The following is a 26,537-nucleotide window of genomic DNA, read 5'->3' as shown; positions in this document are numbered from 1 at the left end:
CCCTCAGGGCGCCACGACGACCTCCTGGGCGGCGGCCGTGTCCCCGGCCAGCAGCCGCGCGTCGACCGGCACGTTCCGCTTGACCAGGGCCAGCGCCACCGGACCCAGCTCGTGGTGGCGCACGGACGTGGTGACGAAGCCGATCTTCCGGCCGTCGGGCTCCTCGTCCGCGAGCCGGATCTCCGTGCCCGCCGGCGGCAGGTGGACCTCGCTGCCGTCCAGGTGCAGGAAGACCAGCCGCCGGGGCGGCTTGCCCAGGTTGTGCACCCGGGCCACGGTCTCCTGCCCGCGGTAGCAGCCCTTCTGGAGGTGGACGGCGGTGTCGATCCAGCCCAGCTCGTGCGGGATGGTGCGGTGGTCGGTCTCGAAGCCGAGCCGGGGCCGGTGGTGCTCCACGCGCAGCGCCTCGTGGGCGAGGATGCCGACGGCCGGCCCGTGCGCGGCGGCGAACTCCTCCAGCCCGGCGCGCGGCAGGAACAGGTCACGGCCGTACGGCGTCTCGCGGACCACCGCCTCCTTCGGCGGCTCGGTGATCGAGCCGGCGGGCAGGTGGACCACGGCGGTGTCGGCGGTGCGGTCGGCGACCTCCACCCGGTAGAAGAACTTCATCGACTCCAGGTAGGCGATGAGCGCCTCCTGGGTGCCGGGCTCCACGTGGGCCCAGACGGTCGTGCCGTCGTCCACCAGGTACAGGGCGTGCTCGATGTGTCCGTTCGCGGAGAGGATCAGGGCCTCGGTGGCCTCGCCCGCGGGCAGTTCGCTGACGTGCTGGGTGAGCAGCAGGTGCAGCCAGCTCAGCCGGTCCGCACCGCTGACGGTGACGACACCGCGGTGCGAGAGGTCGACGAAGCCGGTGCCGTCGGCGAGGGCGCGCTGCTCGCGGAACAGGTCTCCGTAGTGGGCGGCGACGCCTTCGTCCACACCCTCGGCGGGAACGGCGCCGGGCAGCGACAGCAGGGGGCTCTTCATACCGCAAGCCTACGACGAGGGGGTCGCGGCCTTCCGGGAGCAGTCCTGGCACCGGCCGAAGATCGCGAAGTGCTTCAGGTCGGTGTCGAACCCGAACTGCTCGCGCAGCTTGTCGGTGAACTCCGCGGCCACGCCGACGTCCGCCTCGATGACGTTCTCGCAGTCCCGGCACACCAGGTGCAGGTGGTGGTGGCGGTCGGCGAGGTGGTAGGTGGGCGCGCCGTGCCCGAGGTGGGCGTGGCTGACCAGGCCCAGCTCCTCCAGCAGCTCCAGCGTGCGGTAGACGGTGGAGATGTTGACCCCCGACGCCGTCCTCCTCACTTCCACGAGGATGTCGTCGGGGGTCGCGTGTTCGAGGGTGTCCACGGCTTCGAGGACAAGCTGGCGCTGCGGCGTCAGCCGGTAGCCGCGCTGCCTGAGGTCGCTCTTCCAGTCGGTGCTCACCACACTGGAAGTCTAGGACCAGTCGGCCTCCGGACCGCGGGTGGCGGCCGGCGGCCTACTTGAAGAAGGCGATGCCGTCGTCCGGGAGGTCGTCCGGGAGGGCCTTCGCCCAGCGCTCGACCTCTTCCGGGGTGACGACCTTCTTCAGCTGGGCCGACATGTAGGGGCGCAGCGGGACCTCGGGGGTCTGCTTCTCGCCGACCCACATCAGGTCGCTCTTCACGTACCCGTACAGCCGCTTGCCGCCGCTGTACGGCTGCGAGGCGGCCGTGCGGGCGACGGCGTCCGTCACCAGGTCGATCTGGGGCTTCTTGTCGGCCAGCTCGCCGTACCAGATCTCGATGACGCCGTCGTCGCGGGTCATCGTCACCTCGACCTTGCGCTCCGCGTCGATCCGCCAGAAGCCGTGCTCGGACTCCAGGGGGCGGACCTTGTTGCCGTCGTCGTCCAGCACCCAGGTGTGGGAGCGGTACTCGAGGAAGTCACGGCCGTCATGGGTGAAGGCGACCTCCTGCCCGAAGTTGCACTTCTGCGAGCCGGGGAAGTCGTGCACGCCCGCGCCGGCCCAGTTGCCGAGCAGGAAAACGAGCGGGACGAGGTCCTTGTGCAGGTCGGACGGGATCTCGATCATGAGCGACAGCTTTCCTTGGGGTGGGTCAGCGCTGGCCCTGGTACAGCTTCTTCACGGTCAGGCCGGCGAAGGCGAGCACGCCGAGGCAGACCAGGACGAGCAGGATTTCGTAGAAGATCTCCACGGGTGCTCCTTGAGCGAAGGTGGACGGACGACAGAGCCGCAGACCAGCTTACGCGGCCCGGGCCCCGCCCTCCCGACGAGGTCCGCTCGGCCGAACGGCTCGCTCCGCACGGCGGCGGCGCCGGTCCGACCGCGGCTCGCGAGCGCCCGGCACCGGGGTCGGTGGCGGGCCGTCGGCTTACGATGCGGGCATGGCGAAGAAGCTCGTGATCAAGGTGACGGCCGGGGCGGACGCCCCCGAGCGCTGCTCGCAGGCGTTCACGGTGGCCGCGGTGGCCGTGGCCAGTGGCGTCGAGGTCTCGCTGTGGCTGACCGGGGAGTCGTCCTGGTTCGCGCTGCCGGGCCGGGCCGCCGAGTTCGAGCTGCCGCACGCGGCGCCGCTGCCGGACCTGATCGACTCCGTCCTCGCGGCCGGGCGCCTCACGCTGTGCACGCAGTGCGCCGCCCGCCGGGAGATCGGCGAGAAGGACGTCATCGAGGGCGTGCGGATCGCGGGCGCGCAGGTGTTCGTGCAGGAGGCGCTGGCCGACGACACCCAGGCCCTCGTGTACTGAGCCCGCCGGCCCGGTTCGGGGAACGGGCGGTCAGGAGCGCGGGCGCTTGCGGCCGTCCAGTTCGTCCCACCAGTCGTCCGACTCGGGGTCCCCGGAGGGGTCGTCCCACCAGCGGTCGTCCGGGCCCCGGCGGTTGGCGACCATCGCCGCGACCGGCGGGATGACCATGGCGATGACGCACATGCCGACGGCCGCCGGCACGGACCACACGCGCACGACCCCCCACGCCAGGACGAAGAGGCCGATGCAGATCCCCATCATGGCGAAGTACAGGTGCCGCCGTCGGGCGTACATGCTTCCAGGGTAGGGCCGACGGGCCCGACGGGCCCTGTCACAACTGATCGACAATGACCGTGCCTCCGGGACCCCGGGGTTACCGTGGCGTGGACGTACGCGTCCCGATCACCGCCACCGACCCCGGGGGGAACCACCACATGCGCGCCCTGCGAATACTGCTGATCCTCGTCGTGATCCTGGGCGGGCTGTTCGTGATCGCGGACCGGGTCGCCGTGCACTTCGCGGAGGGTGAGGCGGCGGACAAGCTGAAGGCGACGGAGAACCTGGCCTCCACCCCGGACGTGGACATCAAGGGCTTCCCGTTCCTCACCCAGCTGGCGGGCGGCTCCCTCGACGACGTCGAGGTCGGCATCGACGACTACCAGGCGCAGAGCGGCAAGGCCGGGCAGACCATCCGCGTGGACGGTCTGAAGGCCCACATGAAGGGCGTCGCGTTCTCCGGTGACTACAGCTCCGCGACGGCGGCGAGCGCGACCGGCACCGCGACGGTCTCCTACGCCGAGCTGCTGAAGACCGTCAAGGCCGAGCCGACCGAGGTGGCCCCCGGGGTCACCGCCCGGATCGTCGGGCTCTCCGACGGCGGCAACGGGAAGATCAAGGTCGCGGTGGAGGGGACCGTCTCGTCCCTCGGGCTGAAGCAGACGGTGTCGGTGCTCAGCTCGGTGGCCGTGGTCAACGACCGGGTCGAGGTGCACGCGGACTCGCTGCCCAAGCTGGGGCCCGCCGCACTCGCCGAGAACCGCGTCCGCGAGATCACCGACTTCCAGCAGGCCATCGACCGGCTGCCCGGCGGCATAAAGCTCGACAAGGTGCGGGCCGCGCCCGACGGCGTGAAGATCAGTGTGAAGGGTTCGGACGTCCGGCTGGCGGGGTAGTCGACCGGACACCGCGGCCGGACCGCCGGTGGACACCGATTGTCCGACTGGCGAGACGGCCAGGCCCGCAGACCGGCGCGGTGACCCGCGCGAGCGCCCGGAGGTCCCCGGAGGACCCCCGGGCGCCTCTCGTATCCCGCCATTCGGACGATCGCGTCTCGACATATGACACGGCGGTGACATGCCCGCCCGTACCTCCCTACGATCGTCGGCATGAGGCGACAGGCGGATCTCACGAAGCGGCGGGCAGTGGACCTGTGCCGCGTTGCCGCCATGCTCTGTCGCCCCTTCTGAGCGGAAGCCAGGCTTCCGCATCTCACCGCCCTGTCGTCAGGGCTTCCGCGCGCCGCTCGGGCACCGAGTGCGCGCCCCTCGCTACTTCGCACGCCCCGCCGTAACTGCCCCGGAGGAGAAAGAGCATGAGCCGCAGCGACGTCCTGGTCGACGCCGACTGGCTCCAGGAGCACCTGGACGACCCGACCATCGCGATCGTCGAGGTGGACGAGGACACGTCCGCCTACGAGAAGAACCACATCCGCAACGCGATCCGCATCGACTGGACCAAGGACCTCCAGGACCCGGTCCGCCGTGACTTCGTCGACCAGGAGGGCTTCGAGAAGCTCCTGTCGGAGAAGGGCATCGCCAACGACCACACGGTGATCCTCTACGGCGGCAACAACAACTGGTTCGCGTCGTACGCCTACTGGTACTTCAAGCTGTACGGCCACGACAACGTCAAGCTCCTCGACGGCGGCCGCAAGAAGTGGGAGCTGGACGCCCGCGAGCTGGTCCCCGGTGACGAGGTCCCCGAGCGCCCGAAGACCGAGTACTCCGCCAAGCCGCAGAACAAGGCGATCCGCGCCTTCCGGGACGACGTCGTCGCCGCGATCGGCGCCCAGAACCTGGTCGACGTCCGCTCGCCCGACGAGTTCTCCGGCAAGCTGCTCGCCCCGGCGCACCTGCCGCAGGAGCAGTCGCAGCGTCCGGGGCACGTGCCGAGCGCCAAGAACATCCCGTGGTCGAAGAACGCCGACGACGACGGCACGTTCAAGTCGGACGAGGACCTCAAGGCCCTCTACGCCGCCGAGGACGTCGACCTGGCCAAGGACACCATCGCCTACTGCCGCATCGGTGAGCGCTCGGCCCTGACCTGGTTCGTGCTGCACGAGCTGCTGGGCGTGGAGAACGTCAAGAACTACGACGGCTCCTGGACCGAGTACGGCTCCCTCGTCGGCGTGCCGATCGAACTCGGCTCCGGCAAGTAACCCATCCCGACCGGCCTCCCCGGTCAGACACCTCTGGAGAGACAGACATGTGTGGAGCGAAGGCCGGCGGCCCGGACGCCTCGACCGTCAAGCCCGGTGAGACCACGATCCAGGGCCAGGTGACCCGCGACGGCGAGCCGGTGGTCGGGTACGTCCGACTGCTCGACTCGACCGGCGAGTTCACCGCCGAGGTACCCACCTCCGCGACCGGCCAGTTCCGCTTCTACGCGGCCGAGGGCACGTGGACCGTGCGGGCGCTGATCCCGGGCGGCACGGCCGACCGCACGGTCGTCGCCCAGCAGGGCGGCCTGGCCGAGGTCGCCATCGCGGTCTGAGCCGCCCTCGCGCGACTCGCCGAGGTCGAAGGGCCGCACCCCCTGGGTTGGACGCCAGTGGGGGTGCGGCCCTTCGGCCGCCCCCGGCCCCGGTCAGCCGCGCGTCCGGACGGCCGCGAGGACCACGGTCACGAGCAGCGCGGCGGCACACAGCGCGGTGAGCACGCCGCTCACCACCGCCCCGCCGGCCGGTCGCCGCCGGGCCCGGCGCGCGGGGCTCGGCCGGAACACGGGGCCACTGAGCGGGTCCTCCCACGCGGGTGGTCGGAACGGCGGCAGCGCGTAGGCCGGCCACGGGCCCACCGCGTCCCGCGGCGAACGCCGCCCCCACCGTCGGCACTCCTCGTACGGCAGCCCCCCGGTCCCCGTCACGCGCGGTGCTCCTGCCGCTGGTGCTGGCGCAGCAGCACGTTCACATCGGTCTCGGCACTGCGGTCGAACGCCGCCCGCGCCTCCTCCCGCCGCCCGGCCAGCTCCGCGCACACGGCACAGCCCGGCACCGGACGCGGCGGCCGGCTGACGTCGTCCAGCGGCGCGGGCAGCGAAGGCAGCGCCCCGGCACGGCGGTTGACGGCCCGGACACTCGCGCAGAGCCGCTCCCGGTCGGTGGCCGGGCGCAGGGTGCCCGGATCGGCCTCCCACTCCACCCCACCGCCGACGGGGCGCAGCAACGCGTACGGGCCGGCCCGGTCGCGGTACTCGCCGACCCTGTCGGTGGCCGGGTCGTAGAGGAGGCTCCCCGGCTCGTGGGGCTCCGACGTCGTTGTCATCGCGGCCTGCTCCTTTCCATGAACGCCTGAGCGCAGCGCATACGTAGGACTACCCTGCGTGTCCGGAATGCCTACGAGCATGGCCCACGGAAAGCGCGTTTGAGCTGTTGAGAGGCCCAAATTCAACGTTGCGGCCACCAAATTCAACAAATTCAACAGGAGTGCGATGCCTCAACGGCTGGTGATCACCGGACGGAGCCAGGAGCCGAGGGCGCGGTTCACCGAGGAACTGCGGCGCCTGCGCGGCGAACGCGGCCTGTCCCTGCGGGACCTCGCCAAGGAGGTGGGCTGGGACTCGTCCCAGTTCTCCAAGATGGAGAGCGGCCAGACCCTGGGCGGCCCGGAGGTCGTACAGGCCCTGGACCAGTACTACGCGACACCGGGCCTACTGGTGACCCTCTGGGAACTGGCGGTCGCCGACCCCACCCAGTTCAGGGAGCAGTACCGGCGGTACATGGTGCTGGAGGCCGAGGCGGTGAGCCTGTGGCACTACGCGGTGAGTGCGCCGCCGGGACTGCTCCAGACAGCCGGTTACGCGCGTGAGGCGCTCAGCGCGGGCTGGCTCAAGGGAGCCGAACTGGACCAGCAGGTGGAAGCCCGACTGGGACGACGCCCTCTGCTCGATGGTGACGACCCTCCGCCTTTCCGCGGCATCATCTCCGAGACGGTGCTGCGCACGACGCTGCGCGATGTCCAGGCCTGGCGGGAGCAGTTGTCGTACTTGGCGGAGGCCGCCGAGCGCCCGAACATCACGCTCCAGGTACTGCCGTTCAGCGCTGGTCTGCACGGCTTGCTGAACACCGCCGTGATGTTCCTGCGGTTGCTCGACGGCCGTACGGTCGCCTACACCGAGAACGACCTGCGTGGCGAACTGCTGGAAGAAAACGTCTCAGTTGAGCTGCTACAGCGTAGGTACGATGCGATGCGCGACCTCGCGCTGTCCCCGGCCGAGTCGCGCCACTTCATCCTGCGGACGCTGGAGGAAATGCCGTGCGAGCCATAGACATGAGAAGCGTGACGTGGCGCAGGAGCAGCTACAGCAACACGAGCGGCGGCGAATGCGTCGAAGTCTCCGACGACTTCCTCCGCGCCGCCGGCTGGCGCAAGAGCAGCCGCAGCAACACTACGGGCGGCGACTGCGTCGAGGTCTCCGACGACTTCCTGGACGCGGACCGGCGTAGGAGCAGCTACAGCAACTCGGACGGCGGCCAGTGCCTGGAAGTCGCCGACAACCTCCCCTCCGTCGTCCCCGTCCGCGACAGCAAGGCCCCCGCCCGCGCCGCACTCGTCTTCGGGGCGGCCACCTGGGTGGCCTTCGTGGCCGGCGTCAAACACGAGCACCCGCTCGGCTGAGGTTCGCCGCGAAGGCCGCCGGACGGGTTCAGTGGCCCAGGGCGCGGCCCAGCAGCCACACCACCGGTGCCGCCGCCGAGAGGGGCAGGGCGACGCCCGCGGTGAAGTGGACGAAGCGGGACGGGTAGTCGTAGCTCGCCACCCGGTGGCCGATCAGCGCGCACACCCCGGCGGCGCCGCCCAGCAGCGCGCCCTTCGTGCCGAAGCCGGTCATCGCGCCGGCCGCGATCCCCGCGCCCGCCGCCGCCAGCACGGCCACCACGACCGACGCCGGGGTCGGCAGGGGCAGGGCGCGGGCGAGGACGGCGACCGCGACCGCGACCGCGCCCACCGACACCGCGTGCGTGTCGGCGGCGAGGAAGCCGGTGGCCAGTACGGCGAGCGCCGCCGAGGCGACCGTCGCCATCAGGCCGTAGATCCGCTCGTCGGGCGAGGCGTGCGAGCGCAGCTGGAGGACGAGGGAGAGCAGGACCCACAGGCCGAGCGAGCCCAGGATGGCCACCAGTGCGTGGTCGCGGCCGGCCGCGAGGACGGCCACGTCGGCGGTCAGCGCGCCCGCGAAGGCCAGCGCGATGCCCTGCCGGGCCGGCCACATGCCGTTCAGCCGGAACCAGCCGGCCGCCGTCACCGCCTGGAGCACCACGAGCGGTACGACGAGGGCGTACGAGGCGACCGGCGCGGTGACGGCCAGCAGCAGGCCCAGCACCGCGGTGAGCGCCGCCGGCTGCATGCCGGGCTCGATGACCGGCGAGCGGCCCTCCAGCCGGGCCCGCTGGGCGTCGGTGATCCGCGCGTTCCCGGCGAGGGTGGCGGGGCCGTACTCGGGTCCCGCCCCGGCCTCCGCCTCCGGCACGGGCGTGGGCGCCGGGACCTGGGCCGCGGCCGGGGCCGGCTCGGGGTGCTGCGCGGGCGCGTGAGGCTGGTCGTAGGGGCCACCACCGTACGAACCACCGGCGTACGAGCCGCCGCCGTACGAACCGTCACCGTAGGACCCGTCGCCGTACGAGCCCTCGTACGACTGGGGGTACGGGGACTGCGGGTAGTGCTCCTGCTGGTACGCCGGGTCCGGCACCGGCGCGTGCGTCTGCGTCTCCCAGGTCCGGCCCTGCCACTGCTGGGTCAGTTCGGGATCGTGCCCGTGCCGCTGGTCGTGCTGCGGCTCGTGCCCGGGCCAGTGCTGGGGCTGCTGCTGGTGGTCGTAGCCCTCGTAGGGGCCGCCCTGATACGGCTGGTCGGTCATCGCTCACCCTCCTGCGAACGGCGGGAGCACCTCGACCGTGCCGCCCTCGGCCAGCCGTACCGTCTCATGCGCGCGGGTCCCGGCCGGGTCGCCGTCGACGAGGAAGGAGCACCGCTCCAGCACGCGCGTCAGCTCACCGGGGTGGCGCACGCGCACGGCGGCCAGCGCGTCGGCCAGCGTCTCCGCCTCGTACGGCTCCTCGGCGACCTGGGCCGCGGCCTTGGCGGCGGCCCAGTACCGCACCGTGACCTTGGGCATCTCGATCCTCACTCGACGGCAGGAAAAGACATGGACAAAGACAGTGTGGGGTCAGGCTAGCCCGCCGCCGACACCGCCCAGGCCCCGATCCGGGCCAGCAGGGCGTCGTCCGCCGCGTTCTCCGCGTGGCCCATGCCCGCCTCGACCCACAGTTCTCCGTGGTCACCGGCCGCCTCGGCGAGCATCCGGGGATGGTCGAGCGGGAAGTAGCCGTCGCGGTCGCCGTGCACGACCAGCAGCGGGACCGGCGCGATCCGCGAGACCGCCTGCACCGGAGAGAGCGGGACGGGGTCCCAGTCCCGGTGGTGGATGCGCGTGCGCAGCCCGTAACGGCCGACCAGGCGGCCGGCGGGGCGGGTGACCAGCCAGTGCAGGCGGCGCATCGGGGCCGTGCCCCGGTAGTACCAGCGGGCCGGCGAACTCACCGAGACCACCGCGTCGACCGTGCCCGGGTGCAGCGCCGCGTGCCGCAGGACCACCGAGCCGCCCATGGAGAAGCCGACGGTCACCACGCGCGCGTGCCCGAGGCGGCGGGCCCAGTCCACGGCGGCGGTGAGGTCCAGCACCTCCCGGTCACCGACGGTGGACCGGCCGCCGGAGCGTCCGTGGCCGCGGAAGGAGAAGGTGACGACCGCGCCGTGCGCGCGCAGGACCCGTGCCACCCGGCGCACGTGCGGCCGGTCCACGTCCCCGGTGAACCCGTGGGCGACCACGAACACCAGGTCACCGGCGGGTGTCCGGGAGGCGTCGGGGAGCCCGGCGGGCGCGGCGGCGCCGGGATCGTATACGGCCTCGACCGCGACCCCGTCGGCCGTGCGCAGAAACGTCCGGATAGGGCCCCGTCTGCCTGTCTCGGCATTCGGACGAATGGTGGAACCTGCCACATGACCTGCCGGACGGTTGCTCATGTGGGCTATTCTGCTGGGCAGAGGACTCGGGCAGCGTAGCCCCCGGGTCCTTTCGTGCTTTCGGAAGCGTTGTATACGAAGCGGGAAACCTCAGGTGACCGCCGGTGTACGGGGCCTTCGGGATCGCGGAGCAGTGCCGCACCGCACACGTCCTCGCAGGGACCGAGGAGGAACCAGACGTATGAGTTCTCTGCTGCTCCTGACCAACGCCCTCCAGCCGTCGACGGAGGTGCTGCCCGCGCTCGGCCTGCTGCTGCACAACGTGCGGGTCGCCCCGGCGGAGGGCCCCGCACTGGTCGACACCCCGGGCGCCGACGTGATCCTGGTCGACGGCCGCCGCGACCTCCCCCAGGTGCGCAGCCTGTGCCAGCTGCTGCGCTCCACCGGACCCGGCTGTCCGCTGGTCCTCGTGGTCACCGAGGGCGGCCTCGCCGCCGTCACCGCCGACTGGGGCATCGACGACGTGCTCCTCGACACCGCGGGCCCCGCCGAGGTCGAGGCCCGGCTGCGGCTGGCCATGGGCCGCCAGCAGATCGTCAACGACGACTCCCCGATGGAGATCCGCAACGGTGACCTGTCGGTGGACGAGGCGACCTACTCCGCGAAGCTCAAGGGCCGGGTCCTGGACCTGACCTTCAAGGAGTTCGAGCTGCTCAAGTACCTCGCCCAGCATCCGGGCCGGGTCTTCACCCGCGCCCAGCTGCTCCAGGAGGTGTGGGGCTACGACTACTTCGGCGGCACCCGCACGGTCGACGTGCACGTACGACGGCTGCGGGCCAAACTGGGCCCGGAGCACGAGTCGCTGATCGGCACCGTGCGCAACGTCGGCTACCGCTTCGTCACGCCCGAGAAGCCCGAGCGGTCCGCCGACAAGACCGACCGGTCCGCCGGCGAGGCACCGGCCGGGACCGGCCGGGCGAAGCCGGCGGACCCGGCGGCGGCCGTCCTGGACGGCGTCGAGCTGCACGCCGACGCCTAGCGCCTCCCGTCGGGTGAGTCCGGGCAGGCTCCCGGGCCCGCCCGGCCGGGATGTGATACTCCCTGCCCAGGGCCGGTCAATCCGCGTAGACTCCGCGCGTGGCCAAGGTGACTCGGGATGATGTGGCACGGCTGGCGGGGACCTCCACCGCCGTCGTCAGTTATGTCATCAACAATGGACCCCGGCCGGTCGCCCCGGCCACGCGCGAGCGTGTACTCGCCGCGATCAAGGAGCTGGGGTACCGCCCCGACCGGGTCGCCCAGGCGATGGCGTCCCGGCGCACGGACCTCATAGGGCTCATCATCCCCGACGCCCGCCAGCCGTTCTTCGGCGAGATGGCGCACGCGGTCGAGCAGGCCGCCTCCGAGCGCGGGAAAATGGTCCTGGTCGGCAACACCGACTACATCGGCGAGCGCGAGGTCCACTACCTGCGCGCCTTCCTCGGCATGCGCGTCTCCGGGCTCATCCTCGTCTCCCACGCGCTGAACGACAGCGCCGCCGCCGAGATCGACGCCTGGGACGCCCGGGTGGTGCTGCTGCACGAACGCCCGGAGGCCATCGACGACGTCGCCGTGGTGACGGACGACCTCGGCGGCGCCCAGCTCGCCGTGCGCCACCTGCTGGAACACGGCTACGAGTACGTCGCCTGCATGGGCGGCACCGCCCAGACACCGGCCGTCGGCGACCCCGTCTCCGACCACGTCGAGGGCTGGCGCCGGGCCATGGCCGAGGCGGGCCTGCCCACCGAGGGCCGGCTGTTCGAGGCGCCGTACAACCGCTACGACGCCTACCGCGTCGCCCTGGAACTGCTCGCCGGCCCGCACCGGCCGCCCGCGGTGTTCTGCTCCACCGACGACCAGGCGATCGGCCTGCTGCGCGCCGCCCGCGAACTGCGCATCGACGTGCCCGGGCAGCTCGCGGTGGCCGGCTTCGACGACATCAAGGAGGCCGCGCTCGCCGACCCGCCGCTGACCACGGTCGCCTCCGACCGCTCCGCGATGGCCCGGGCGGCGGTCGACCTGGTGCTGGACGACGGCCTGCGCATCCCCGGGTCGCGGCGCGAGCGGCTGAAGACCTTCCCGTCCCGGCTCGTGCTGCGCACCTCCTGCGGCTGCCTGGGCTGACCGGCCCGCGCGGCGCTCTCATATCGGGCGAAGGAGGTTCTGCCGGGCTTCTCAGGGAGCACTCAGGAAGCTCTCATGGTGGCGGGGGACTCTTCAGTCATGACCGAGAGCATCCGCCACAGCGGCGAGTACGGGTACGACGGCCCGCAGGGCGCGCACCCCCAGCAGCACAGCTACTCCGCTCCCGTGAACCCCGAGTGGCCGCCCCCGCCGCCGTACCGGCCGGCGACGGCCGCCACGCCCGAGCCGGCGCCGGGCAAGCGTGCCCGCAGGCCGGTGGGGCTCCTGGCGGCGGTCGCGATCGTCGCGGCGGCCGTCGGCGGCGGCACCGCCTACGCCTTCCAGGAGCTGACCGGCACGGACGGCGTCGCCGCCCCCGGCAGCACCGCCACCGTGGTGCCGGCCGCCAAGAGGGGCGACGTCGCCGCCATCGCCGCCGCGGTCAGCCCCAGCGTGGTCGAGATCAACGCGACGCTCACCGACGGCACCTCCACCGGCTCGGGTGTGGTCATCACCTCCGGCGGCGAGGTCGTCACCAACAACCACGTCATCGCCGGCGCCACCTCCGTCAAGGTGCGCACCAGCGACGGCAGCAGGTACACCGCCCGGGTCGTCGGCACCGACAGCTCCAAGGACCTCGCCCTGCTCAAGCTCCAGGGCGCCTCGGGACTGAGGACGGCCGCGCTGGGCGACTCCGCCGACGTCCAGGTCGGTGACACGGTCGTCGCGATCGGCTCCCCCGAGGGTCTGACCGGCACCGTCACCAGCGGCATCGTCTCCGCCCTGGACCGGGACGTCACCGTGCCCACCGAGCAGAGCCAGGGCCAGAGCCAGGGCCAGGGCGGCGACGGGCAGTGGCCCTTCCAGTTCGGCGGCCGCGAGTTCAACGGCGACACCGGCTCGTCCACCACCACGTACAAGGCCATCCAGACCGACGCGTCCCTGAACCCCGGCAACTCCGGCGGCGCGCTCATCGACGCGAGCGGTCACGTCATCGGCATCAACTCCGCGATGTACGCGTCCGGCGCGCAGGCGTCCTCGTCCTCGGACGCCGGCAGCGTCGGCCTCGGCTTCGCCATCCCCGTCGACACCGTCAAGTCCGACCTGGCCAAGCTGCGGTCGGGCGCTCAGAACTGACGCCCGCCCGGCCGGCACCCGTCCGGCCGGCGTCCGTCCAGCCAGCAGGGAGCACGTCATGATCCAGCAGGTTTCGCACCAGGAAGCGGGCCGCGGCCCGGCCGACCTGACCGTCGCCCTCTCGGTCGCGCACGAGCTGCACGCGGCCACCGGGGACACCCGCGCCCCCGAGGTCGCCCCCGCCCCCGTCCCCGAGCTGATGGGCCTGCGCACCTCCGCCGCCCGGCCGCACCGGCGCAAGGTCCCGCTGAACCGGCTGAACACCATGCGCAGCCTGAGCACGCTGGGCGTCTGAGGCCCGGTCCGCCCGCGGTCCGGCCCGGGGCCGTGCGAGGCTGGAGACCCCCGACCCGGCCCACCCACCACACCCCGAGGAACCGCGAGCGATGAGCCCCGCCGAAGGCGACCGTGACCCCCAGCGCATCCTGATCGTCGACGACGAACCGGCCGTACGCGAGGCACTCCAGCGCAGTCTCGCCTTCGAGGGGTACGACACCGAGGTCGCCGTCGACGGCGCGGACGCCCTGGACAAGTCCACCGCCTACCGGCCGGACCTGGTCGTCCTCGACATCCAGATGCCCCGCATGGACGGCCTGACCGCGGCCCGCCGCATCCGCGGCACCGGTGACACCACCCCCATCCTGATGCTCACCGCCCGCGACACGGTCGGCGACCGGGTCACCGGCCTGGACGCCGGCGCGGACGACTACCTGGTCAAACCGTTCGAGCTGGACGAGCTCTTCGCCCGCATCCGCGCGCTGCTGCGCCGCAGCTCCTACGCGGTGACCGTGTCCGCCGAGGCCCAGCAGGACGACGCGCTCACCTTCGGCGACCTGCGCATGGACCTGACGACCCGGGAGGTGACACGCGGCACCCGGCAGGTGGAACTGACCCGCACCGAGTTCACGCTCCTGGAGATGTTCATGGCCCACCCGCGCCAGGTCCTCACCCGCGAGCAGATCCTCAAGGCCGTCTGGGGCTTCGACTTCGAGCCGTCCTCCAACTCCCTCGACGTCTACGTCATGTACCTGCGGCGCAAGACCGAGGCCGGCGGCGAGCCCCGCCTCGTGCACACCGTGCGCGGGGTGGGGTACGTGCTGCGCCAGGGCGGCGCCGAGTGAAGCAGCTGGTGCGCCGGTACCGGGCCCTGCCGATGCGGGCCCGGCTGGCGATGCTGGTCGCCGCGGCGGTCGCGTTCGCGGTGGCGGCGGTCTCGGTGACGTGCTGGTTCCTCGTGCAGGGCAAGCTGTACGACCAGCTCGACGAGGACCTGAAGAAGTCGCTGCGGGCCACGACGCAGACGGACCAGCTCCGGGACACCCTCTACAACTGCACCGACACCCCGCCCAGCGACGGCCTGTTCCGGGACCGGTACTCCCAGGTGGTCACCGAGGACGGCCGGATCTGCCTGTTCGGCGGCGCCTCGGGCCGGATCAGGGTCACCGGGGGCGACAAGTCCGAGATCAAGGACCTCAAGCCCCGCGTCATCTACTTCCGCAACGGCACCGACAGCGAGGGCAACGAGCTGCGCGTGCTCACCCAGCCGTTCGGCCCGACCGCCACCACGAGCGGCGGACGCGGACCCAACATCGGCGTGCTGGTCGCCCTGCCCCTGAAGAGCACCGAGAAGACCCTCAACGACCTCGCCCTGGTCCTGCTCCTGGTGTCCGCGATCGGTGTCGTCGGCGCCGGGGCCGCCGGTCTCGCGGTCGCCCGGGCCGGGCTGCGCCCGGTGGACAAGCTCACCGAGGCCGTCGAGCACGTGGCCCGCACCGAGGACCTGACGATCCGCATCCCCGTGCGGGACGACAGCGAGGACGAGGTGGCCCGGCTCTCCCGGTCGTTCAACTCGATGACCGCCTCCCTGGCCAGCTCCCGCGACCTCCAGCAGCAGCTGATCGCGGACGCCGGGCACGAGCTGCGCACCCCGCTGACGTCGTTGCGGACGAACATCGAACTCCTCAGCCGCAGCGAGGAGACCGGCCGCCCGATCCCGCCGGCCGACCGCAAGGCGCTGCTCGCCTCGGTGAAGGCGCAGATGACCGAGCTGGCCGCGCTCATCGGCGACCTCCAGGAGCTGTCCCGCACGGAGACCCAGCGCGGCGAGCGGGTCCAGGTCACCGGGTTCCAGGACGCGGTCGAGGCGGCCCTGCGCCGGGCCCGGCTGCGCGGCCCGGAACTGGAGATCACCGCCGACCTGAAGCCCTGGTTCGTCCGGGCGGAACCCTCCGCGCTGGAGCGGGCGGTCGTCAACATCCTCGACAACGCGGTGAAGTTCAGCCCCGGACACGGCACGGTCGACGTGCGGCTGGACGGGGGCGTGCTCACGGTCCGCGACCACGGCCCCGGCATCCCCGAGGACGAACTGCCCTACGTCTTCGACCGGTTCTGGCGCTCCCCCAGCGCCCGCGCCCTGCCAGGATCGGGCCTCGGCCTGTCGATCGTGGCCCGTACGGTGCGGCAGGCGGGCGGCGAGGTCACCCTGGCCCGCGCCGAGGGCGGCGGCACGCTGGTGACCGTACGGCTGCCCGGGGCCCCGACCCCGCCGCCGGACACACCCGCCGGCTGAGCGGGGGGCACCGCCGGCCCCGGCGCGGGCGCGGCGAACCCCGGCCTACCGCTGCCCGGGGACGCCGCGCCGGCCATCGGGGCTCACCGCACGACGGTGATCCGGTCGGCCTTCGGCGGGGCCAGCGGGCTGCCGGCCGAGGAGTTGGCCGTCAGGTAGTGCGCCAGGGCGGTCAGGTCGTCACTGCCGACCAGGTCGCCGGTGCCCTGCCCCAGGGTAGGGAAGCCGTCGCCGCCGCCCGCGAGGAAGCTGTTGGTGGCGACGCGGTAGGTGGCCGCCGGGTCGACCGGCGCGCCGTTCAGCCGGATCGAGTCCGTCACCACGCGGTCCGCGCCCGACTTCGTCAGGTCCAGCGTGTACGTCAGCCCCGCCGACGGCTGGAGGATCTTCGGCGCCGCCTCGTTGACGCCGCTGACCTGCTCCTTGAGCACCTGGATCAGCTGGGCGCCGGTGAAGTCCTGGAGGTTGACGGTGTTGGCGAACGGCTGGACCGTGAAGCCTTCGGCGTAGGTGACCACGCCGTCGCCCTCGCCGCCCTTGGCCGCGTAGGTCAGGCCGGCCCGCACCCCGCCCGGGTTCATCAGGGCGAGGCTGGTCCTCGGGTCGAGTTCCCGGCCGTGGGCGAGCTGCGCGTCGGCGATCAGGTCCCCCATCGGGGACTCGGTGCCGGTGTTGTCCACGTCGGCGGAGATGTAGCCGATGGGCCGGTTGCCGATGGGCGCGGCGAGGGTGTTCCAGCGGGAGATCAGGTCGGTCATGTCCGCCGCCCTGGGGACGTCCCGGGTGACCACGTGGTTCGCGGACTTCACGGCGGTGCGCACGATGTCGCCGGTGCGGCGGTCGTAGGTCAGCGTGGTGTCCGTGTAGAGCCGGCCGAAGGAGGCCGCGGAGGTCACCATGCGGGGCCGGCCGGACGGGTCGGGGACCGTGCACACGTACGCCTGGTGGGTGTGGCCGGTGACCAGGGCGTCCACCGCCGGGGTGACGTTCCTGGCGATGTCCACGATCGGGCCGGACAGGCCGGAGCCGGCGCCCGGGGAGTCGCAGTCGTAGTTGTAGTCGCCGGAGGCCGGGTAGCCGCCCTCGTGGATGAGGGCCACGATCGACCGCACGCCCTGGCGCTGGAGCACCTTGGCGTACTTGTTGATGGTCTCGGCCTCGTCCTTGAAGGTCAGCCCCTTGACGCCGTCCGCCGAGACGATGCCCGGGGTGCCCTTCAGGGTGACGCCGATGAAGCCGATCCGGACGTCCTTCTTCTTCCAGACCCAGTACGGCTTCAGGATCGGCTTGCCGGTCCTGTCGTCCAGGACGTTCGCGGCGAGGTAGGGGAAGTCCGCGCCGCGGAACCGCTTGCCGGTGTAGCAGCCGTCCGTCGGGTGGCAGCCGCCGTTCTGGAGGCGACCCAGCTCCCGGGCGCCCTCGTCGAACTCGTGGTTGCCGACCGAGGTGACGTCCAGGTCCAGTTTGTTCAGCGCCTCGACGGTCGGCTCGTCGTGGAACAGGCCGGACAGCAGCGGGGAGGCGCCGACCATGTCGCCGCCGGCCGCGGTGATCGAGTACGGGTGGCCCGCGCGGGCCCGGCGGAGATGGGTGGCGAGGTACTCGACACCGCCCGCGTCGACGGTCTTCGACGTACCGTCCGCCTGGCGTTCGGTGACCCGGCCGGAGGAGCCGGCCGGCGGCTCCAGGTTGCCGTGCAGGTCGTTGAAGGAGAGCAGCTGCACGTCCTGGTAGCGGCCGTGCCGGCTGCCGTTCCCGTCGCCGTGCGCGTCCGCCGGGAGCGCGGCGGTGAGCGCGGCCATGGTGGCGAGGCCTGCGGCGGTGGCGAGGAGACCGTACGTACGGCGTCCGGTGCGCCGGGGCGCGGCTGGCATGGGGACCCCCCTGTGGGTCGGCTGTGCTGGCTCGCGCAGCCTAGGGTCAACGCGCGTAGCGCGACAGGGGGTTCGGGGTCACATCCTGGTTTCGGCACTTCACGGCCCCCGCCCCGTACCCTCGTACGCATGAGCAGCGACGACACCGTACGGGCCTTTCCCGGCCGCTCCATCGAGACCTACTCCGCGCTCACCCCGGACCGGGCCGAGGCGGTACTGAGCCTGCTCGGCGAGGCCGCCGCGGTGGACGGCCGCCAGCCGGTGTCCGAGCAGGGCCGGCTCCAGCTGCGCGCGGGGGCCCGCCCCGGCGTCTCCCACCTGCTGCTGCACGCCGACGGGGAACTCGCCGGGTACGCCCAGCTGGAGGACACCGACCCGGTGGAGGCGCCGGCCGCCGAACTCGTCGTGCACCCGGCGCGCCGCGGGCACGGGCACGGCCGGGCGCTCGGCTCGGCCCTGCTCGGCGCCTCCGGCAAGCGGCTGCGGGTGTGGGCGCACGGCGGGCACCCGGCCGCCCGGCACCTCGCCCAGGTCCTCGGGCTGACCATGTTCCGTGAACTGCGCCAGATGCGGCGGTCGTTGACCGACCTGGAGCTGCCCGCGCCGACGCTGCCGGCGGGCGTGACCGTGCGCACCTTCGTGCCCGGCAAGGACGACGCCGCCTGGCTCGCGGTGAACGCCGCCGCCTTCGCCCACCACCCGGAGCAGGGCTCGCTGTCCCAGCGGGACCTCGACGCCCGCAAGGCCGAGCCGTGGTTCGACCCGGCCGGCTTCTTCCTCGCCGAGCGGGACGGGGAGCTGATCGGCTTCCACTGGACCAAGACGCACGCCGAGGAGCAGCTCGGCGAGGTGTACGTCGTCGGTGTGCGCCCCGGGGCGCAGGGCGGCGGCCTGGGCAAGGCCCTCACCACCATCGGCCTGCGCCACCTGGCCGCCCAGCAGCTGCCGACCGCGATGCTCTACGTCGACGCCGACAACACCGCGGCGGTGTCGGTCTACGAACGGCTGGGGTTCCGGGTCCACGAGACGGACCTGATGTACCGCACGGAGACGTGAGCCCCGCCGGCCGCGCCCACGCCTGAGACCCCGGTCCGCCGGGCCCCGGAACCGGGGTCCGGCGGACCGGGGTTTGACTTTCGCGCACCCTTGCAACACCCTTTCACTACTTGATTAGTGAAAGGGTGGTGCAGCGATGGTCGAATACCGCATCGACCGGCACAGCGGCGTGGCCACCTACGTACAGATCGTCCAGCAGACCAAGCAGGCCCTCCGGATGGGCCTGCTCCGCCCCGGCGACCGGCTGCCCACGGCACGCGAAGTGGTGGAGGCCACCGCCATCAACCCCAACACCGTCCTGAAGGCGTACCGCGAACTGGAACGCGAGGGCCTGGTGGAGGCGCGGCGCGGACTCGGCACCTTCGTGCGCCGTTCCCTCGGCACCACCCCCGCCGACTCCCCGCTGCGCACCGAACTGGAGCAGTGGGCACGCGACGCCCGCGCCGCCGGACTGGACCGGGACGACGTGGCCGCGCTCTTCACCGCCGTACTCGACAAGCACTTCCAGGGAGACCCGTCATGAGCAGCGACACGGCACTGAGGGCCGAGACCCTCGGGAAGAGGTTCGGCCGCCGCGGGGCCTGGGCCCTGCGGGACTGCACCTTCCGGCTGCCCACCGGGCGCGTGTGCGCCGTCGTCGGCCCCAACGGCGCCGGCAAGTCCACGCTCCTCGCCCTGGCCGCCGGCCTCACCGCCCCCACCGAGGGCACGGTGCACGTCCTCGGCACCACCCCCGCCGCCGCCCGCCCCCGGGTCGGGTTCGTCGCCCAGGACAAGCCGCTGTACCCGCAGCTCACCATCGCCGAGACGCTGCGCATGGGCGCCGACCTCAACCCCGGCCACTGGGACGCGGCCGTCGCGACCCGGATCGTCGCGGGCGGCGACCTGGACCCCGGGGCCCGCGTCCGCTCCCTCTCCGGCGGCCAGCGCACCCGCGTCGCGCTCGCCCTCGCCCTCGGCAAACGGCCCAAGCTGCTGCTCCTGGACGAGCCCATGGCCGACCTGGACCCGCTGGCCCGGCACGAGCTGATGGGCACGCTCATGGCGGAGGCCGCCCAGTACGGCACCACCATCGCGATGTCCTCGCACGTCATCGCCGAACTGGAGGACTCCTGCGACCACCTGCTGCTGGTCGGCGGCGGCCGGGTCCGGCTGGCCGGCGACACGGACGACCTGCTCGCCGCCCACCTGCGGGTCACCGGCGCCGCCGACACCACCGCGCTCCACGGGCACACCGTGGTCGAGTCCCGGGTCACCGGTCGCCAGCTCACCGCGCTGATCCGCCCGGCCGCACCGCTCCCCGGCGACCTGCGCACCACCACCCCGTCCCTGGAGGACCTGGTCCTCGCCCACCTGCGCAACCCCGCCGCGCCGGGCCTGACCGAGGAGAGCGCCGCATGACCGCCACCCTGACCGGCACCGCCCCGGCGCCGACCGCCACGAGCCCGCGCCTGTCCCGCTGGGTGCTGCGCCTGCACCGGCCCGCGCTGTACGGGTGGGCAGGTCTGGTGCTCGTCCTGGGGGCCCTGCTGCTCGCCCTGCGCGGCCCGCTCGCCGACGCCGCCGCCGAGGCCTGGCGGCAGTACGACGCCTGCGCCGGCGAGCGGTGCCACTACGACCAGGCCGCGATCCTGCGCTACAAGGACTACTACGGCTACGCCACCTACGCGCTGAACGCACTGCCCCTGCTGGTGGCCGGCTGGGCCGGCGCCGCCCTCACCGGCCGGGAACTGGAGTCCGGCACGGCCCTGCTGTCCTGGACGCAAGGGTCGTCACCGGCGCGCTGGCTGGCGGTCCGGCTGGCCGTGCCGGCCCTCGCCGTCACCGCCACGACCACGCTGCTGTACCTGCTGCACCACCTGGCCTGGAACGCGGGCCACGGCCGCATCGACACCGCCAAGCCGTGGTCCGACCGCTGGACCTTCCACGCGGGCGGCCCCAGCCTCGCCGCCCTGACCCTCGCCGGCCTCGCCGCCGGCACCCTCGCCGGGCTGCTGCTGCGCCGCACCCTGCCCGCGCTCCTGGTCGGCACGGCCGTCGCCGCCGGCGTCCGGGGCCTGACCGAGATCGCGCTGCCGCACCTGTGGCCCGCCGTCACCCGCGTCTCCACGATGGACCAGGGATTCACCGGCTCCGGCCTCGCCGTCGACCACGGCATGGTCACCCGCACCGGCGCCCACGTGCCCGTCCCCGAGTGCGGCTCCTTCGAGTCCTGCCAGAAGGCGTACGCCGGTTTCACCGGCTACTGGAACACCTACCACCCCTTCTCCCACTACTGGCCGCTCCAGCTCACCACCAGCGCGCTGGTCCTGGGCCTCGCCGCACTGCTCGTCCTCGGCTGCTTCCTGGCCCTGCGCCGGCTGACCGGCCCGGCCGGCACCCGCGCGGGCCGGTCCGCCACCGGAGGAACCACCGCATGACCACCGCACCCCTCACCGCCCGCCCGGCCGTCGGCCGCACCGTGCTGCGCCTGCACCGCCCGGCCCTGCTCGTGTGGAGCGCCTACGTGCTCCTCGCGGTCGGCGCGCTGCTCGAGGTCCACCTCTCCACCGCCCCCCGGGACCGGGCCTGCGTCCTCGGCGGCTGGTGCTCGTACACCCCGCTCACCGACACCGGCAACATCGTCAACCTCCTCGGCGAGGTCCTCTCCTACACCCCCTGCGCGGTGGCCGCCTGGGCCGGGGCCGCCCTCATCGGCCGCGAACTGGAATCCGGCACGGCAGCGCTGGCCTGGACCCAGGGCGCCACCCCGGCCCGCTGGCTGACCGCGAAACTGACCACGGCCGTGCTCCCCCTGCTCATCGGCACCGCCGTGCTCGCCCTCGCCTACGACACGGTGTGGACCGCCGACAAGGACGTGCTGGTCACCCACTGGAGCTGGGACCGCGTCTTCGTCCCGCGCGGCCCGCTGCTGCCCGCGCTCACGCTGTACGCGCTGGCAGCGGGCGCCCTCGCCGGCCTGGCCCTGCGCCGCACCCTCCCCGCGCTCGCCGCCGCCTGCGCCGCCACCCTCGCCGTACGGCTGTACACGCGCGAACTGTGGCAGCCGCTGCGCGGCACCCTGCACGGCTTCTGGCCGCTGCACCTGGCCGCCACCGGCTTCGTCCTCGCCCTCACCGCGCTCCTCACCACCGCCGCGTACACGGTCCTGCGCCGCCGGTCCCCCTGACCCCCGCGCCCCCGCCCGGCCCGGTGCGCCGCCGCACGGCGGGACCGCACCGGACCGGGCCCTTCGCGGCCGGGAACCCCGCGGAGCCGCCCCCCGCTATCCCGCACGTCATGTCTCCGTAACCGCTGATTCAGACGGGCTTGCGACGCTCGGCCAATGAAGCCCGCCGTGCCAGAACCTTCGCCGCCCCCCGAGGGGCCAGCGGGGAACGGGGCCGTGACGCTCCCGCCCGCACGATCCGACGCGCCCCTGTCACCCGCCGCGCGGAAGAATGGGTTCATGAGCCAGTCAGACACCCAGGCGGACGTCCAGCACCCGCAGCCCTCCGTGGGCTCCCTCGCCGCACACCGCCCGCACACCGTGGCGGCCACGGTCTCCGATCTGGAACCCGACATCGACGCGGACCTCGACGCGTACGAGGAGTCGCAGTCCGACGGCACCCCGCTCCCCCAGGGCCGCTTCCTCGACCGCGAACGCAGCTGGCTGGCCTTCAACGAACGCGTCCTGGAACTGGCCGAGGACCCGGCCACCCCCCTGCTGGAGCGCGCCAACTTCCTCGCGATCTTCGCCAGCAACCTCGACGAGTTCTTCATGGTCCGGGTGGCCGGCCTGAAGCGCCGCATCGCCACCGGCGTCGCCACCCGCTCCGCCTCCGGCCTCCAGCCCCGCGAGGTCCTGGAGATGATCTGGGCCCGCTCCCGCGAGCTGATGGCCCGGCACGCCGCCTGCTACCACGAGGACGTCGCCCCCGCGCTCGCCGAGGAGGGCATCCACCTGGTCCGCTGGAACGAACTGGCCGACAAGGAACAGGCACGGCTCTTCACCCTCTTCCGGCACCAGATCTTCCCGGTCCTCACCCCGCTCGCCGTGGACCCCGCGCACCCCTTCCCCTACATCTCCGGCCTCTCCCTGAACCTGGCCGTCATCGTGCGCAACCCCGTCAGCGGCCACCGGCACTTCGCCCGCGTGAAGGTCCCGCCGCTGCTCTCCCGCTTCCTGGAGAGCAGCCCCGGCCGCTACGTCCCCATCGAGGACGTCATCGCCGCGCACCTCGAGGAGCTGTTCCCCGGCATGGAGGTGCTGGAGCACCACACCTTCCGCCTCACCCGCAACGAGGACCTCGAGGTCGAGGAGGACGACACCGAGAACCTCCTCCAGGCCCTGGAGAAGGAACTCATGCGGCGCCGCTTCGGCCCGCCGGTGCGCCTGGAGGTCGAGGAGTCCATCGACCGCGAGGTGCTCGACCTCCTCGTGCGCGAACTGAAGATCTCCGAGGCCGAGGTGTACCCGCTGCCCGGCCCCCTCGACCTCACCGGCCTCTTCCGCATCCACTCCCTGGACCGGCCGGAGCTGAAGTACCGCAAGTTCGTCGCCGGCACCCACCGCGACCTCGCCGAGGTCGAATCCGCGTCCGCGCCCGACATCTTCGCCGCCCTGCGCGCCCGCGACGTGCTCCTGCACCACCCGTACGACAGCTTCTCCACCTCCGTGCAGGCGTTCCTGGAGCAGGCGGCGGCCGACCCGGACGTCCTCGCCATCAAGCAGACCCTCTACCGCACCTCCGGCGACTCCCCCATAGTCGACGCGCTCATCGACGCCGCCGAGTCCGGCAAGCAGGTCCTCGTCCTGGTCGAGATCAAGGCCCGCTTCGACGAGCACGCCAACATCAAGTGGGCCCGCAAACTGGAGGAGGCCGGCTGCCACGTCGTCTACGGCCTCGTCGGCCTGAAGACCCACTGCAAGCTGTCCCTCGTGGTCCGCCAGGAGGGCGACCTCCTGCGCCGGTACAGCCACGTCGGCACCGGCAACTACCACCCCAAGACCGCCCGCCTCTACGAGGACCTCGGCCTGCTCACGGCCGACCCCCAGGTCGGCGCCGACCTCTCCGACCTGTTCAACCGCCTGTCCGGCTACTCGCGCCGGGAGACCTACCGCCGGCTCCTCGTCGCCCCCAAGTCCCTGCGGGACGGCCTGATCGCCCGGATCGACAAGGAGGCCCAGCACCACCGCTCGGGCCGGCCCGCCTACGTCCGCATCAAGGTCAACTCCATGGTGGACGAGGCGATCATCGACGCCCTCTACCGGGCGTCCCAGGCGGGCGTACCCGTCGACGTCTGGGTCCGCGGCATCTGCGCCGTCCGCCCCGGCGTCGCCGGCCTCTCCGAGAACATCCGGGTCCGCTCCATCCTCGGCCGCTTCCTCGAACACTCCCGGGTCTTCGCCTTCGGCAACGGCGGCGAACCCGAGGTCTGGATCGGCAGCGCCGACATGATGCACCGCAACCTCGACCGCCGGATAGAGGCCCTCGTCCGCGTCGTCGACCCCGGCCACCGCGCCGCCCTCGACCGGCTGCTGGACACCGGGATGTCCGACACCACGGCCTCCTGGCACCTCGGCCCCGACGGCGAGTGGACCCGGCACGCGACCGACACGGACGGCCAGCCCCTGCGCAACGTCCAGGAGATGCTCATAGACGCCCGGAGGCGCCGGCGTGGCACAGCGACACCCTGACCCGACGGACACCCCGGCCGCCACGGCCACCGGGGACGCCCTCGCGGACTACCTACGCGCCCAGGCCACGGAGTTCCTCCGCGCCCTGCGCCTGCACCGGGAGACCGGGGGCCACACCGGGGGCGGCCCCGCCCGGGCGCGCGCGGGCACCGGCGGGCACGCGGGCGGCACCGAGGAGTGCGTCGACGCCGCCCGCGCCCTGCGCCGCTCGGCCCGCCGCATCAGCGCCAGCCTGCACACCTTCCGCCCACTGCTCGACCCCGACTGGTCCGAGGAGATGCGCCCCGAACTGGCCTGGCTGTCGGGCACGCTGGGCCTGGAGCACGCCTACGAGGCCCGGCTGGAACGCCTACTGCTGGCGCTGCACCGCCTCTCGGGCGCGGCGGTCCTCCCCGGGCGCGCGGCCGCGCCGGCCACCGTCGGCGGCGCCGGACCCGACCGGTCGGCGCCGGCCGCGGACCGCGGCGCCCTCACGGTCGGCGTGGCGAAGGCGGGCGCACTGCTCGAACGCCAGCTGACCCTGGCCCGGACCCGGGCCCACTCCACGGCGCTCCAGGCCCTCGGCTCCGCCCGCTTCCACGCCGTCGCCGACAAGGTCGCCCTGCTCGCCAGCGAGGTGCCCCTCGCTCCGGCCGGCCGCACCACCGCCCTGCACACCCTCGCCGCGGCCGCCGAGGAACGCCTCACCGACGCCGTCACCGCCCTGCCCCTGATCACCGCCGGCCACCCCTACAACGCGGAGGCCCTGGTCCACGGCCTGTCCCCGGAGCCGTCCCCGCACCCCCAGGACGGCCCCTGGCACCAGGTCCGCCTGCTGCTGCGCCTGCACCGGTACGCCCACGAGGTCCTGCGCGGCGCCGGCACCGCCGCCCCGGTGGACGTACGGCTGCTGTCGGCGGGGCAGGCGCTCAACCGCCACCGGGACGCCTCCGAGGCGGCGGCCGCCGCGGCCCAGGCGGCCCGCACCCCCCGCATCACCCCGGCCACGGCCTACGCCCTCGGCGTCCTCCACGCCGACCAGCGCCACGAGGTCGAAGCAGCCCGCTTCGCCTTCCAACAGACCTGGCAACACCCCACCCCCTGACCTCCACACGGACCTGCCTGCCACGCCCCCGACGAACGGCAGCCGCCGTACACCACCGACACCCGGGCGCCGTGAAGTCCACCGCCACCGCGGGCCGGGGCACCGGCGTCCCCTTGCCGGCGGGGACCGTCACGGGGGCCTCGTACGGGTCTGCGCGTCCACGCGGACCTGGCGGCTGCGGGCGCGGTGGCCACGGGCAACGCCCGCTGCCCGCCGTCGAGACACGCTCCGCCACCGGGCGGAACACGAGCGTCCCCCGCCTGCCGCGTCGCCGGGCCGAGACACCGGCGCCCCCGTGCCGGCGGGGACCGTCGCGGGGGTCTCCGCGTCCACGTGGAGCTGGCTGCCCGCGAGCCCAACGGGCAGTGGCCGCCGTACGACACGACACCCCGACCGCCTGTACCCGCCACCGATCGGCCCCGGGCACCCCTACAGCCGACGGTGCACACCGACACCCGGGCACCACGCAGCCCACCGACCACACGGGCGCGGCGAAGCCCACCGCCTCCGGCGGGCCGGGGCCATCGGCGAGCCGGTATCGCCGGGGGTCGTACGAGTCTCCGCGCCCACGCCGGCCCGGCGGCGGCGGGCAGCGCGGGGCGCGGAGACCCCGGCCGCCCGCTGCCCGCCGCCGAGACACGGCCCGCCGTCGGGCGAACCGCAGGCGTGCCCCGCCTGCCGCGTCCGCGGGGCGGGGCACCGGCGGAACCGGGCCGGCGGGGACCGTCAGGGGGTCGTCGTGTGGGTCTCCGCGTCCGTGCGGGCCTGGCTGCGGGCGCGGCGGGCGGGGCCCCGCCAGCCACAGCTGCATCTGGCCACGCAGAAACGGCCCTGCTCGGCCGTCGTCGTGAGGTGTTCCTGCCCGGGGCGGGCGCGTTCCGGCCCGTCCTGCTGCGCCGCGGTGACTGCCACGACGACAACGGTACCCATCCGGCGGCCCCGCCGACCCTCGCGCTCCCCGGGCGCCCGGCGGCGCGTGACGGCGTTCCCCAGCCGTCGTTATCCGGACGAC

At 73.2% G+C, this 26,537-nt stretch carries 31 protein-coding genes; 20 read left to right on the top strand and 11 right to left on the bottom strand.

Features of this window, described 5'->3' with window-relative positions; all coding sequences use genetic code 11:
- Positions 1 to 3: 3 nt before the first annotated feature.
- The 3 genes from ACIQVT_RS14295 to ACIQVT_RS14285 are packed head-to-tail and all read right to left on the bottom strand — an operon-like array spanning position 4 to position 2,044.
- Complete coding sequence (locus ACIQVT_RS14295; protein WP_403751917.1) at positions 4 to 969, bottom strand: YgfZ/GcvT domain-containing protein; 966 nt, start codon at positions 967 to 969, stop codon at positions 4 to 6.
- A gap of 9 nt (positions 970 to 978) precedes the next feature.
- Positions 979 to 1,416 carry a Fur family transcriptional regulator gene (locus ACIQVT_RS14290; RefSeq protein ID WP_403751915.1) on the bottom strand — a complete coding sequence of 146 codons (438 nt, stop codon included), beginning with the start codon at positions 1,414 to 1,416 and terminating at the stop codon, positions 979 to 981.
- Positions 1,417 to 1,468: 52 nt separating this feature from the next.
- Entirely contained in the window at positions 1,469 to 2,044 is a 576-nt protein-coding gene (locus ACIQVT_RS14285; protein WP_403751913.1) for an FABP family protein, read from the bottom strand.
- 314 nt (positions 2,045 to 2,358) lie between these two features.
- Here ACIQVT_RS14285 and ACIQVT_RS14280 point away from each other — a divergent pair, with 314 nt between their 5' ends.
- On the top strand, positions 2,359 to 2,721 hold the full coding sequence (locus ACIQVT_RS14280; RefSeq protein ID WP_403751911.1) for a DsrE family protein: 363 nt from the start codon (positions 2,359 to 2,361) through the stop codon (positions 2,719 to 2,721).
- A 30-nt stretch (positions 2,722 to 2,751) separates the two neighbouring features.
- On the opposite strand, the gene ACIQVT_RS14275 is transcribed toward ACIQVT_RS14280, so the two are convergent.
- Complete coding sequence (locus ACIQVT_RS14275) at positions 2,752 to 3,015, bottom strand: DUF3099 domain-containing protein (protein ID WP_403751909.1); 264 nt, start codon at positions 3,013 to 3,015, stop codon at positions 2,752 to 2,754.
- 140 nt (positions 3,016 to 3,155) lie between these two features.
- Here ACIQVT_RS14275 and ACIQVT_RS14270 point away from each other — a divergent pair, with 140 nt between their 5' ends.
- From ACIQVT_RS14270 to ACIQVT_RS14255, 4 genes are all read left to right on the top strand, one after another.
- The gene (locus ACIQVT_RS14270) at positions 3,156 to 3,893 is read left to right on the top strand and encodes a DUF2993 domain-containing protein (RefSeq protein ID WP_403752963.1); all 738 of its coding nucleotides are present in this window, start codon (positions 3,156 to 3,158) and stop codon (positions 3,891 to 3,893) included.
- 213 nt (positions 3,894 to 4,106) lie between these two features.
- Positions 4,107 to 4,187, top strand: a complete 81-nt coding sequence (locus ACIQVT_RS14265) for an Ms5788A family Cys-rich leader peptide (protein WP_351055874.1) — start codon at positions 4,107 to 4,109, stop codon at positions 4,185 to 4,187.
- 125 nt (positions 4,188 to 4,312) lie between these two features.
- Positions 4,313 to 5,158 carry a sulfurtransferase gene (locus ACIQVT_RS14260; protein WP_403751907.1) on the top strand — a complete coding sequence of 282 codons (846 nt, stop codon included), beginning with the start codon at positions 4,313 to 4,315 and terminating at the stop codon, positions 5,156 to 5,158.
- Between the two features lie 47 nt (positions 5,159 to 5,205).
- Complete coding sequence (locus tag ACIQVT_RS14255; protein WP_121788100.1) at positions 5,206 to 5,493, top strand: DUF1416 domain-containing protein; 288 nt, start codon at positions 5,206 to 5,208, stop codon at positions 5,491 to 5,493.
- 93 nt (positions 5,494 to 5,586) lie between these two features.
- Here the strand turns inward: ACIQVT_RS14255 and ACIQVT_RS14250 are convergent, their stop codons facing one another.
- Together ACIQVT_RS14250 and ACIQVT_RS14245 are read right to left on the bottom strand one after the other, a co-directional pair.
- Positions 5,587 to 5,865 (bottom strand): hypothetical protein, encoded by a 279-nt coding sequence (locus tag ACIQVT_RS14250; protein WP_403751905.1) that lies wholly within the window; start codon positions 5,863 to 5,865, stop codon positions 5,587 to 5,589.
- Positions 5,862 to 6,263: a hypothetical protein gene (locus tag ACIQVT_RS14245; RefSeq protein WP_403751903.1), complete on the bottom strand. Its 402-nt coding sequence runs from the start codon at positions 6,261 to 6,263 to the stop codon at positions 5,862 to 5,864. The genes ACIQVT_RS14250 and ACIQVT_RS14245 overlap by 4 nt, the downstream gene beginning before the upstream one ends.
- 166 nt (positions 6,264 to 6,429) lie before the next feature.
- Here ACIQVT_RS14245 and ACIQVT_RS14240 point away from each other — a divergent pair, with 166 nt between their 5' ends.
- Positions 6,430 to 7,266 (top strand): helix-turn-helix transcriptional regulator, encoded by an 837-nt coding sequence (locus tag ACIQVT_RS14240; RefSeq protein ID WP_403751901.1) that lies wholly within the window; start codon positions 6,430 to 6,432, stop codon positions 7,264 to 7,266.
- On the top strand, positions 7,254 to 7,616 hold the full coding sequence (locus tag ACIQVT_RS14235) for a DUF397 domain-containing protein (RefSeq protein ID WP_403751899.1): 363 nt from the start codon (positions 7,254 to 7,256) through the stop codon (positions 7,614 to 7,616). Before ACIQVT_RS14240 ends, ACIQVT_RS14235 begins: the two co-directional genes overlap by 13 nt.
- A 28-nt stretch (positions 7,617 to 7,644) precedes the next feature.
- Here the strand turns inward: ACIQVT_RS14235 and ACIQVT_RS14230 are convergent, their stop codons facing one another.
- The 3 genes from ACIQVT_RS14230 to ACIQVT_RS14220 are packed head-to-tail and all read right to left on the bottom strand — an operon-like array spanning position 7,645 to position 10,022.
- Positions 7,645 to 8,856, bottom strand: a complete 1,212-nt coding sequence (locus ACIQVT_RS14230) for a hypothetical protein (protein ID WP_403751897.1) — start codon at positions 8,854 to 8,856, stop codon at positions 7,645 to 7,647.
- Positions 8,857 to 8,859: 3 nt separating this feature from the next.
- Entirely contained in the window at positions 8,860 to 9,114 is a 255-nt protein-coding gene (locus ACIQVT_RS14225; protein ID WP_403751895.1) for a MoaD/ThiS family protein, read from the bottom strand.
- Positions 9,115 to 9,170: 56 nt separating this feature from the next.
- Positions 9,171 to 10,022 carry an alpha/beta hydrolase gene (locus ACIQVT_RS14220; RefSeq protein ID WP_403751893.1) on the bottom strand — a complete coding sequence of 284 codons (852 nt, stop codon included), beginning with the start codon at positions 10,020 to 10,022 and terminating at the stop codon, positions 9,171 to 9,173.
- 181 nt (positions 10,023 to 10,203) lie between these two features.
- Between ACIQVT_RS14220 and ACIQVT_RS14215 the strand changes: the two genes are divergently transcribed.
- From ACIQVT_RS14215 to ACIQVT_RS14190, 6 genes are all read left to right on the top strand, one after another.
- Positions 10,204 to 11,001 carry a winged-helix domain-containing protein gene (locus ACIQVT_RS14215; protein WP_403751891.1) on the top strand — a complete coding sequence of 266 codons (798 nt, stop codon included), beginning with the start codon at positions 10,204 to 10,206 and terminating at the stop codon, positions 10,999 to 11,001.
- Between the two features lie 98 nt (positions 11,002 to 11,099).
- Positions 11,100 to 12,125 carry a LacI family DNA-binding transcriptional regulator gene (locus ACIQVT_RS14210; RefSeq protein WP_403751889.1) on the top strand — a complete coding sequence of 342 codons (1,026 nt, stop codon included), beginning with the start codon at positions 11,100 to 11,102 and terminating at the stop codon, positions 12,123 to 12,125.
- A 99-nt stretch (positions 12,126 to 12,224) separates the two neighbouring features.
- A complete protein-coding gene (locus ACIQVT_RS14205) occupies positions 12,225 to 13,262 on the top strand; it encodes a S1C family serine protease (RefSeq protein WP_403751887.1) in 1,038 nt (345 codons plus the stop codon).
- A gap of 58 nt (positions 13,263 to 13,320) precedes the next feature.
- The gene (locus tag ACIQVT_RS14200) at positions 13,321 to 13,557 is read left to right on the top strand and encodes a hypothetical protein (RefSeq protein ID WP_403751885.1); all 237 of its coding nucleotides are present in this window, start codon (positions 13,321 to 13,323) and stop codon (positions 13,555 to 13,557) included.
- Between the two features lie 91 nt (positions 13,558 to 13,648).
- On the top strand, positions 13,649 to 14,383 hold the full coding sequence (locus ACIQVT_RS14195; protein WP_403751883.1) for a response regulator transcription factor: 735 nt from the start codon (positions 13,649 to 13,651) through the stop codon (positions 14,381 to 14,383).
- On the top strand, positions 14,380 to 15,831 hold the full coding sequence (locus ACIQVT_RS14190) for an ATP-binding protein (RefSeq protein ID WP_403751881.1): 1,452 nt from the start codon (positions 14,380 to 14,382) through the stop codon (positions 15,829 to 15,831). The genes ACIQVT_RS14195 and ACIQVT_RS14190 overlap by 4 nt, the downstream gene beginning before the upstream one ends.
- Positions 15,832 to 15,914: 83 nt before the next feature.
- On the opposite strand, the gene ACIQVT_RS14185 is transcribed toward ACIQVT_RS14190, so the two are convergent.
- Entirely contained in the window at positions 15,915 to 17,705 is a 1,791-nt protein-coding gene (locus ACIQVT_RS14185; RefSeq protein WP_403751879.1) for a bifunctional metallophosphatase/5'-nucleotidase, read from the bottom strand.
- A gap of 129 nt (positions 17,706 to 17,834) precedes the next feature.
- On the opposite strand from ACIQVT_RS14185, the gene mshD reads away from it, so the two are divergent.
- From mshD to ACIQVT_RS14150, 7 genes are all read left to right on the top strand, one after another.
- Positions 17,835 to 18,761, top strand: coding sequence for a mycothiol synthase (gene mshD, locus ACIQVT_RS14180; RefSeq protein WP_403751877.1), 927 nt, complete (start codon positions 17,835 to 17,837; stop codon positions 18,759 to 18,761).
- A gap of 136 nt (positions 18,762 to 18,897) precedes the next feature.
- Complete coding sequence (locus ACIQVT_RS14175) at positions 18,898 to 19,284, top strand: GntR family transcriptional regulator (RefSeq protein WP_403751875.1); 387 nt, start codon at positions 18,898 to 18,900, stop codon at positions 19,282 to 19,284.
- Positions 19,281 to 20,162 (top strand): ABC transporter ATP-binding protein, encoded by an 882-nt coding sequence (locus ACIQVT_RS14170; RefSeq protein WP_403751873.1) that lies wholly within the window; start codon positions 19,281 to 19,283, stop codon positions 20,160 to 20,162. Before ACIQVT_RS14175 ends, ACIQVT_RS14170 begins: the two co-directional genes overlap by 4 nt.
- On the top strand, positions 20,159 to 21,181 hold the full coding sequence (locus ACIQVT_RS14165) for an ABC transporter permease (protein ID WP_403751871.1): 1,023 nt from the start codon (positions 20,159 to 20,161) through the stop codon (positions 21,179 to 21,181). Before ACIQVT_RS14170 ends, ACIQVT_RS14165 begins: the two co-directional genes overlap by 4 nt.
- Positions 21,178 to 21,930, top strand: a complete 753-nt coding sequence (locus ACIQVT_RS14160; RefSeq protein ID WP_403751869.1) for a hypothetical protein — start codon at positions 21,178 to 21,180, stop codon at positions 21,928 to 21,930. Before ACIQVT_RS14165 ends, ACIQVT_RS14160 begins: the two co-directional genes overlap by 4 nt.
- A gap of 156 nt (positions 21,931 to 22,086) precedes the next feature.
- Positions 22,087 to 24,441: an RNA degradosome polyphosphate kinase gene (locus ACIQVT_RS14155; RefSeq protein WP_403751867.1), complete on the top strand. Its 2,355-nt coding sequence runs from the start codon at positions 22,087 to 22,089 to the stop codon at positions 24,439 to 24,441.
- Positions 24,422 to 25,525: a CHAD domain-containing protein gene (locus tag ACIQVT_RS14150; RefSeq protein ID WP_403751865.1), complete on the top strand. Its 1,104-nt coding sequence runs from the start codon at positions 24,422 to 24,424 to the stop codon at positions 25,523 to 25,525. Before ACIQVT_RS14155 ends, ACIQVT_RS14150 begins: the two co-directional genes overlap by 20 nt.
- A gap of 726 nt (positions 25,526 to 26,251) precedes the next feature.
- Here ACIQVT_RS14150 and ACIQVT_RS14145 read toward each other — a convergent pair.
- Positions 26,252 to 26,437, bottom strand: a complete 186-nt coding sequence (locus ACIQVT_RS14145; RefSeq protein ID WP_403751863.1) for a hypothetical protein — start codon at positions 26,435 to 26,437, stop codon at positions 26,252 to 26,254.
- Between the last annotated feature and the right edge of the window lie 100 nt (positions 26,438 to 26,537).

It is taken from the genome of Streptomyces sp. NPDC100445 (genome assembly GCF_044759735.1).
Lineage (GTDB): Bacteria > Actinomycetota > Actinomycetes > Streptomycetales > Streptomycetaceae > Streptomyces.
The sequence above is the reverse complement of the archived record's forward strand: the minus strand, read 5'-3'. Positions and strand labels throughout refer to the sequence as shown.

Coding starts and splice junctions, on each gene's coding strand:
- ACIQVT_RS14285 (WP_403751913.1), bottom strand. CDS start 2,044: ATGATCGAGATCCCGTCCGACCTGCACAAGGACCTCGTCCCGCTCGTT.
- ACIQVT_RS14295 (WP_403751917.1), bottom strand. CDS start 969: ATGAAGAGCCCCCTGCTGTCGCTGCCCGGCGCCGTTCCCGCCGAGGGT.
- ACIQVT_RS14275 (WP_403751909.1), bottom strand. CDS start 3,015: ATGTACGCCCGACGGCGGCACCTGTACTTCGCCATGATGGGGATCTGC.
- ACIQVT_RS14215 (WP_403751891.1), top strand. CDS start 10,204: ATGAGTTCTCTGCTGCTCCTGACCAACGCCCTCCAGCCGTCGACGGAG.
- ACIQVT_RS14260 (WP_403751907.1), top strand. CDS start 4,313: ATGAGCCGCAGCGACGTCCTGGTCGACGCCGACTGGCTCCAGGAGCAC.
- ACIQVT_RS14220 (WP_403751893.1), bottom strand. CDS start 10,022: ATGAGCAACCGTCCGGCAGGTCATGTGGCAGGTTCCACCATTCGTCCG.
- ACIQVT_RS14170 (WP_403751873.1), top strand. CDS start 19,281: ATGAGCAGCGACACGGCACTGAGGGCCGAGACCCTCGGGAAGAGGTTC.
- ACIQVT_RS14240 (WP_403751901.1), top strand. CDS start 6,430: ATGCCTCAACGGCTGGTGATCACCGGACGGAGCCAGGAGCCGAGGGCG.
- ACIQVT_RS14175 (WP_403751875.1), top strand. CDS start 18,898: ATGGTCGAATACCGCATCGACCGGCACAGCGGCGTGGCCACCTACGTA.
- ACIQVT_RS14255 (WP_121788100.1), top strand. CDS start 5,206: ATGTGTGGAGCGAAGGCCGGCGGCCCGGACGCCTCGACCGTCAAGCCC.
- ACIQVT_RS14280 (WP_403751911.1), top strand. CDS start 2,359: ATGGCGAAGAAGCTCGTGATCAAGGTGACGGCCGGGGCGGACGCCCCC.
- mshD (WP_403751877.1), top strand. CDS start 17,835: ATGAGCAGCGACGACACCGTACGGGCCTTTCCCGGCCGCTCCATCGAG.
- ACIQVT_RS14270 (WP_403752963.1), top strand. CDS start 3,156: ATGCGCGCCCTGCGAATACTGCTGATCCTCGTCGTGATCCTGGGCGGG.
- ACIQVT_RS14225 (WP_403751895.1), bottom strand. CDS start 9,114: ATGCCCAAGGTCACGGTGCGGTACTGGGCCGCCGCCAAGGCCGCGGCC.
- ACIQVT_RS14205 (WP_403751887.1), top strand. CDS start 12,225: ATGACCGAGAGCATCCGCCACAGCGGCGAGTACGGGTACGACGGCCCG.
- ACIQVT_RS14160 (WP_403751869.1), top strand. CDS start 21,178: ATGACCACCGCACCCCTCACCGCCCGCCCGGCCGTCGGCCGCACCGTG.
- ACIQVT_RS14245 (WP_403751903.1), bottom strand. CDS start 6,263: ATGACAACGACGTCGGAGCCCCACGAGCCGGGGAGCCTCCTCTACGAC.
- ACIQVT_RS14230 (WP_403751897.1), bottom strand. CDS start 8,856: ATGACCGACCAGCCGTATCAGGGCGGCCCCTACGAGGGCTACGACCAC.
- ACIQVT_RS14185 (WP_403751879.1), bottom strand. CDS start 17,705: ATGCCAGCCGCGCCCCGGCGCACCGGACGCCGTACGTACGGTCTCCTC.
- ACIQVT_RS14165 (WP_403751871.1), top strand. CDS start 20,159: ATGACCGCCACCCTGACCGGCACCGCCCCGGCGCCGACCGCCACGAGC.
- ACIQVT_RS14195 (WP_403751883.1), top strand. CDS start 13,649: ATGAGCCCCGCCGAAGGCGACCGTGACCCCCAGCGCATCCTGATCGTC.
- ACIQVT_RS14200 (WP_403751885.1), top strand. CDS start 13,321: ATGATCCAGCAGGTTTCGCACCAGGAAGCGGGCCGCGGCCCGGCCGAC.
- ACIQVT_RS14155 (WP_403751867.1), top strand. CDS start 22,087: ATGAAGCCCGCCGTGCCAGAACCTTCGCCGCCCCCCGAGGGGCCAGCG.
- ACIQVT_RS14265 (WP_351055874.1), top strand. CDS start 4,107: ATGAGGCGACAGGCGGATCTCACGAAGCGGCGGGCAGTGGACCTGTGC.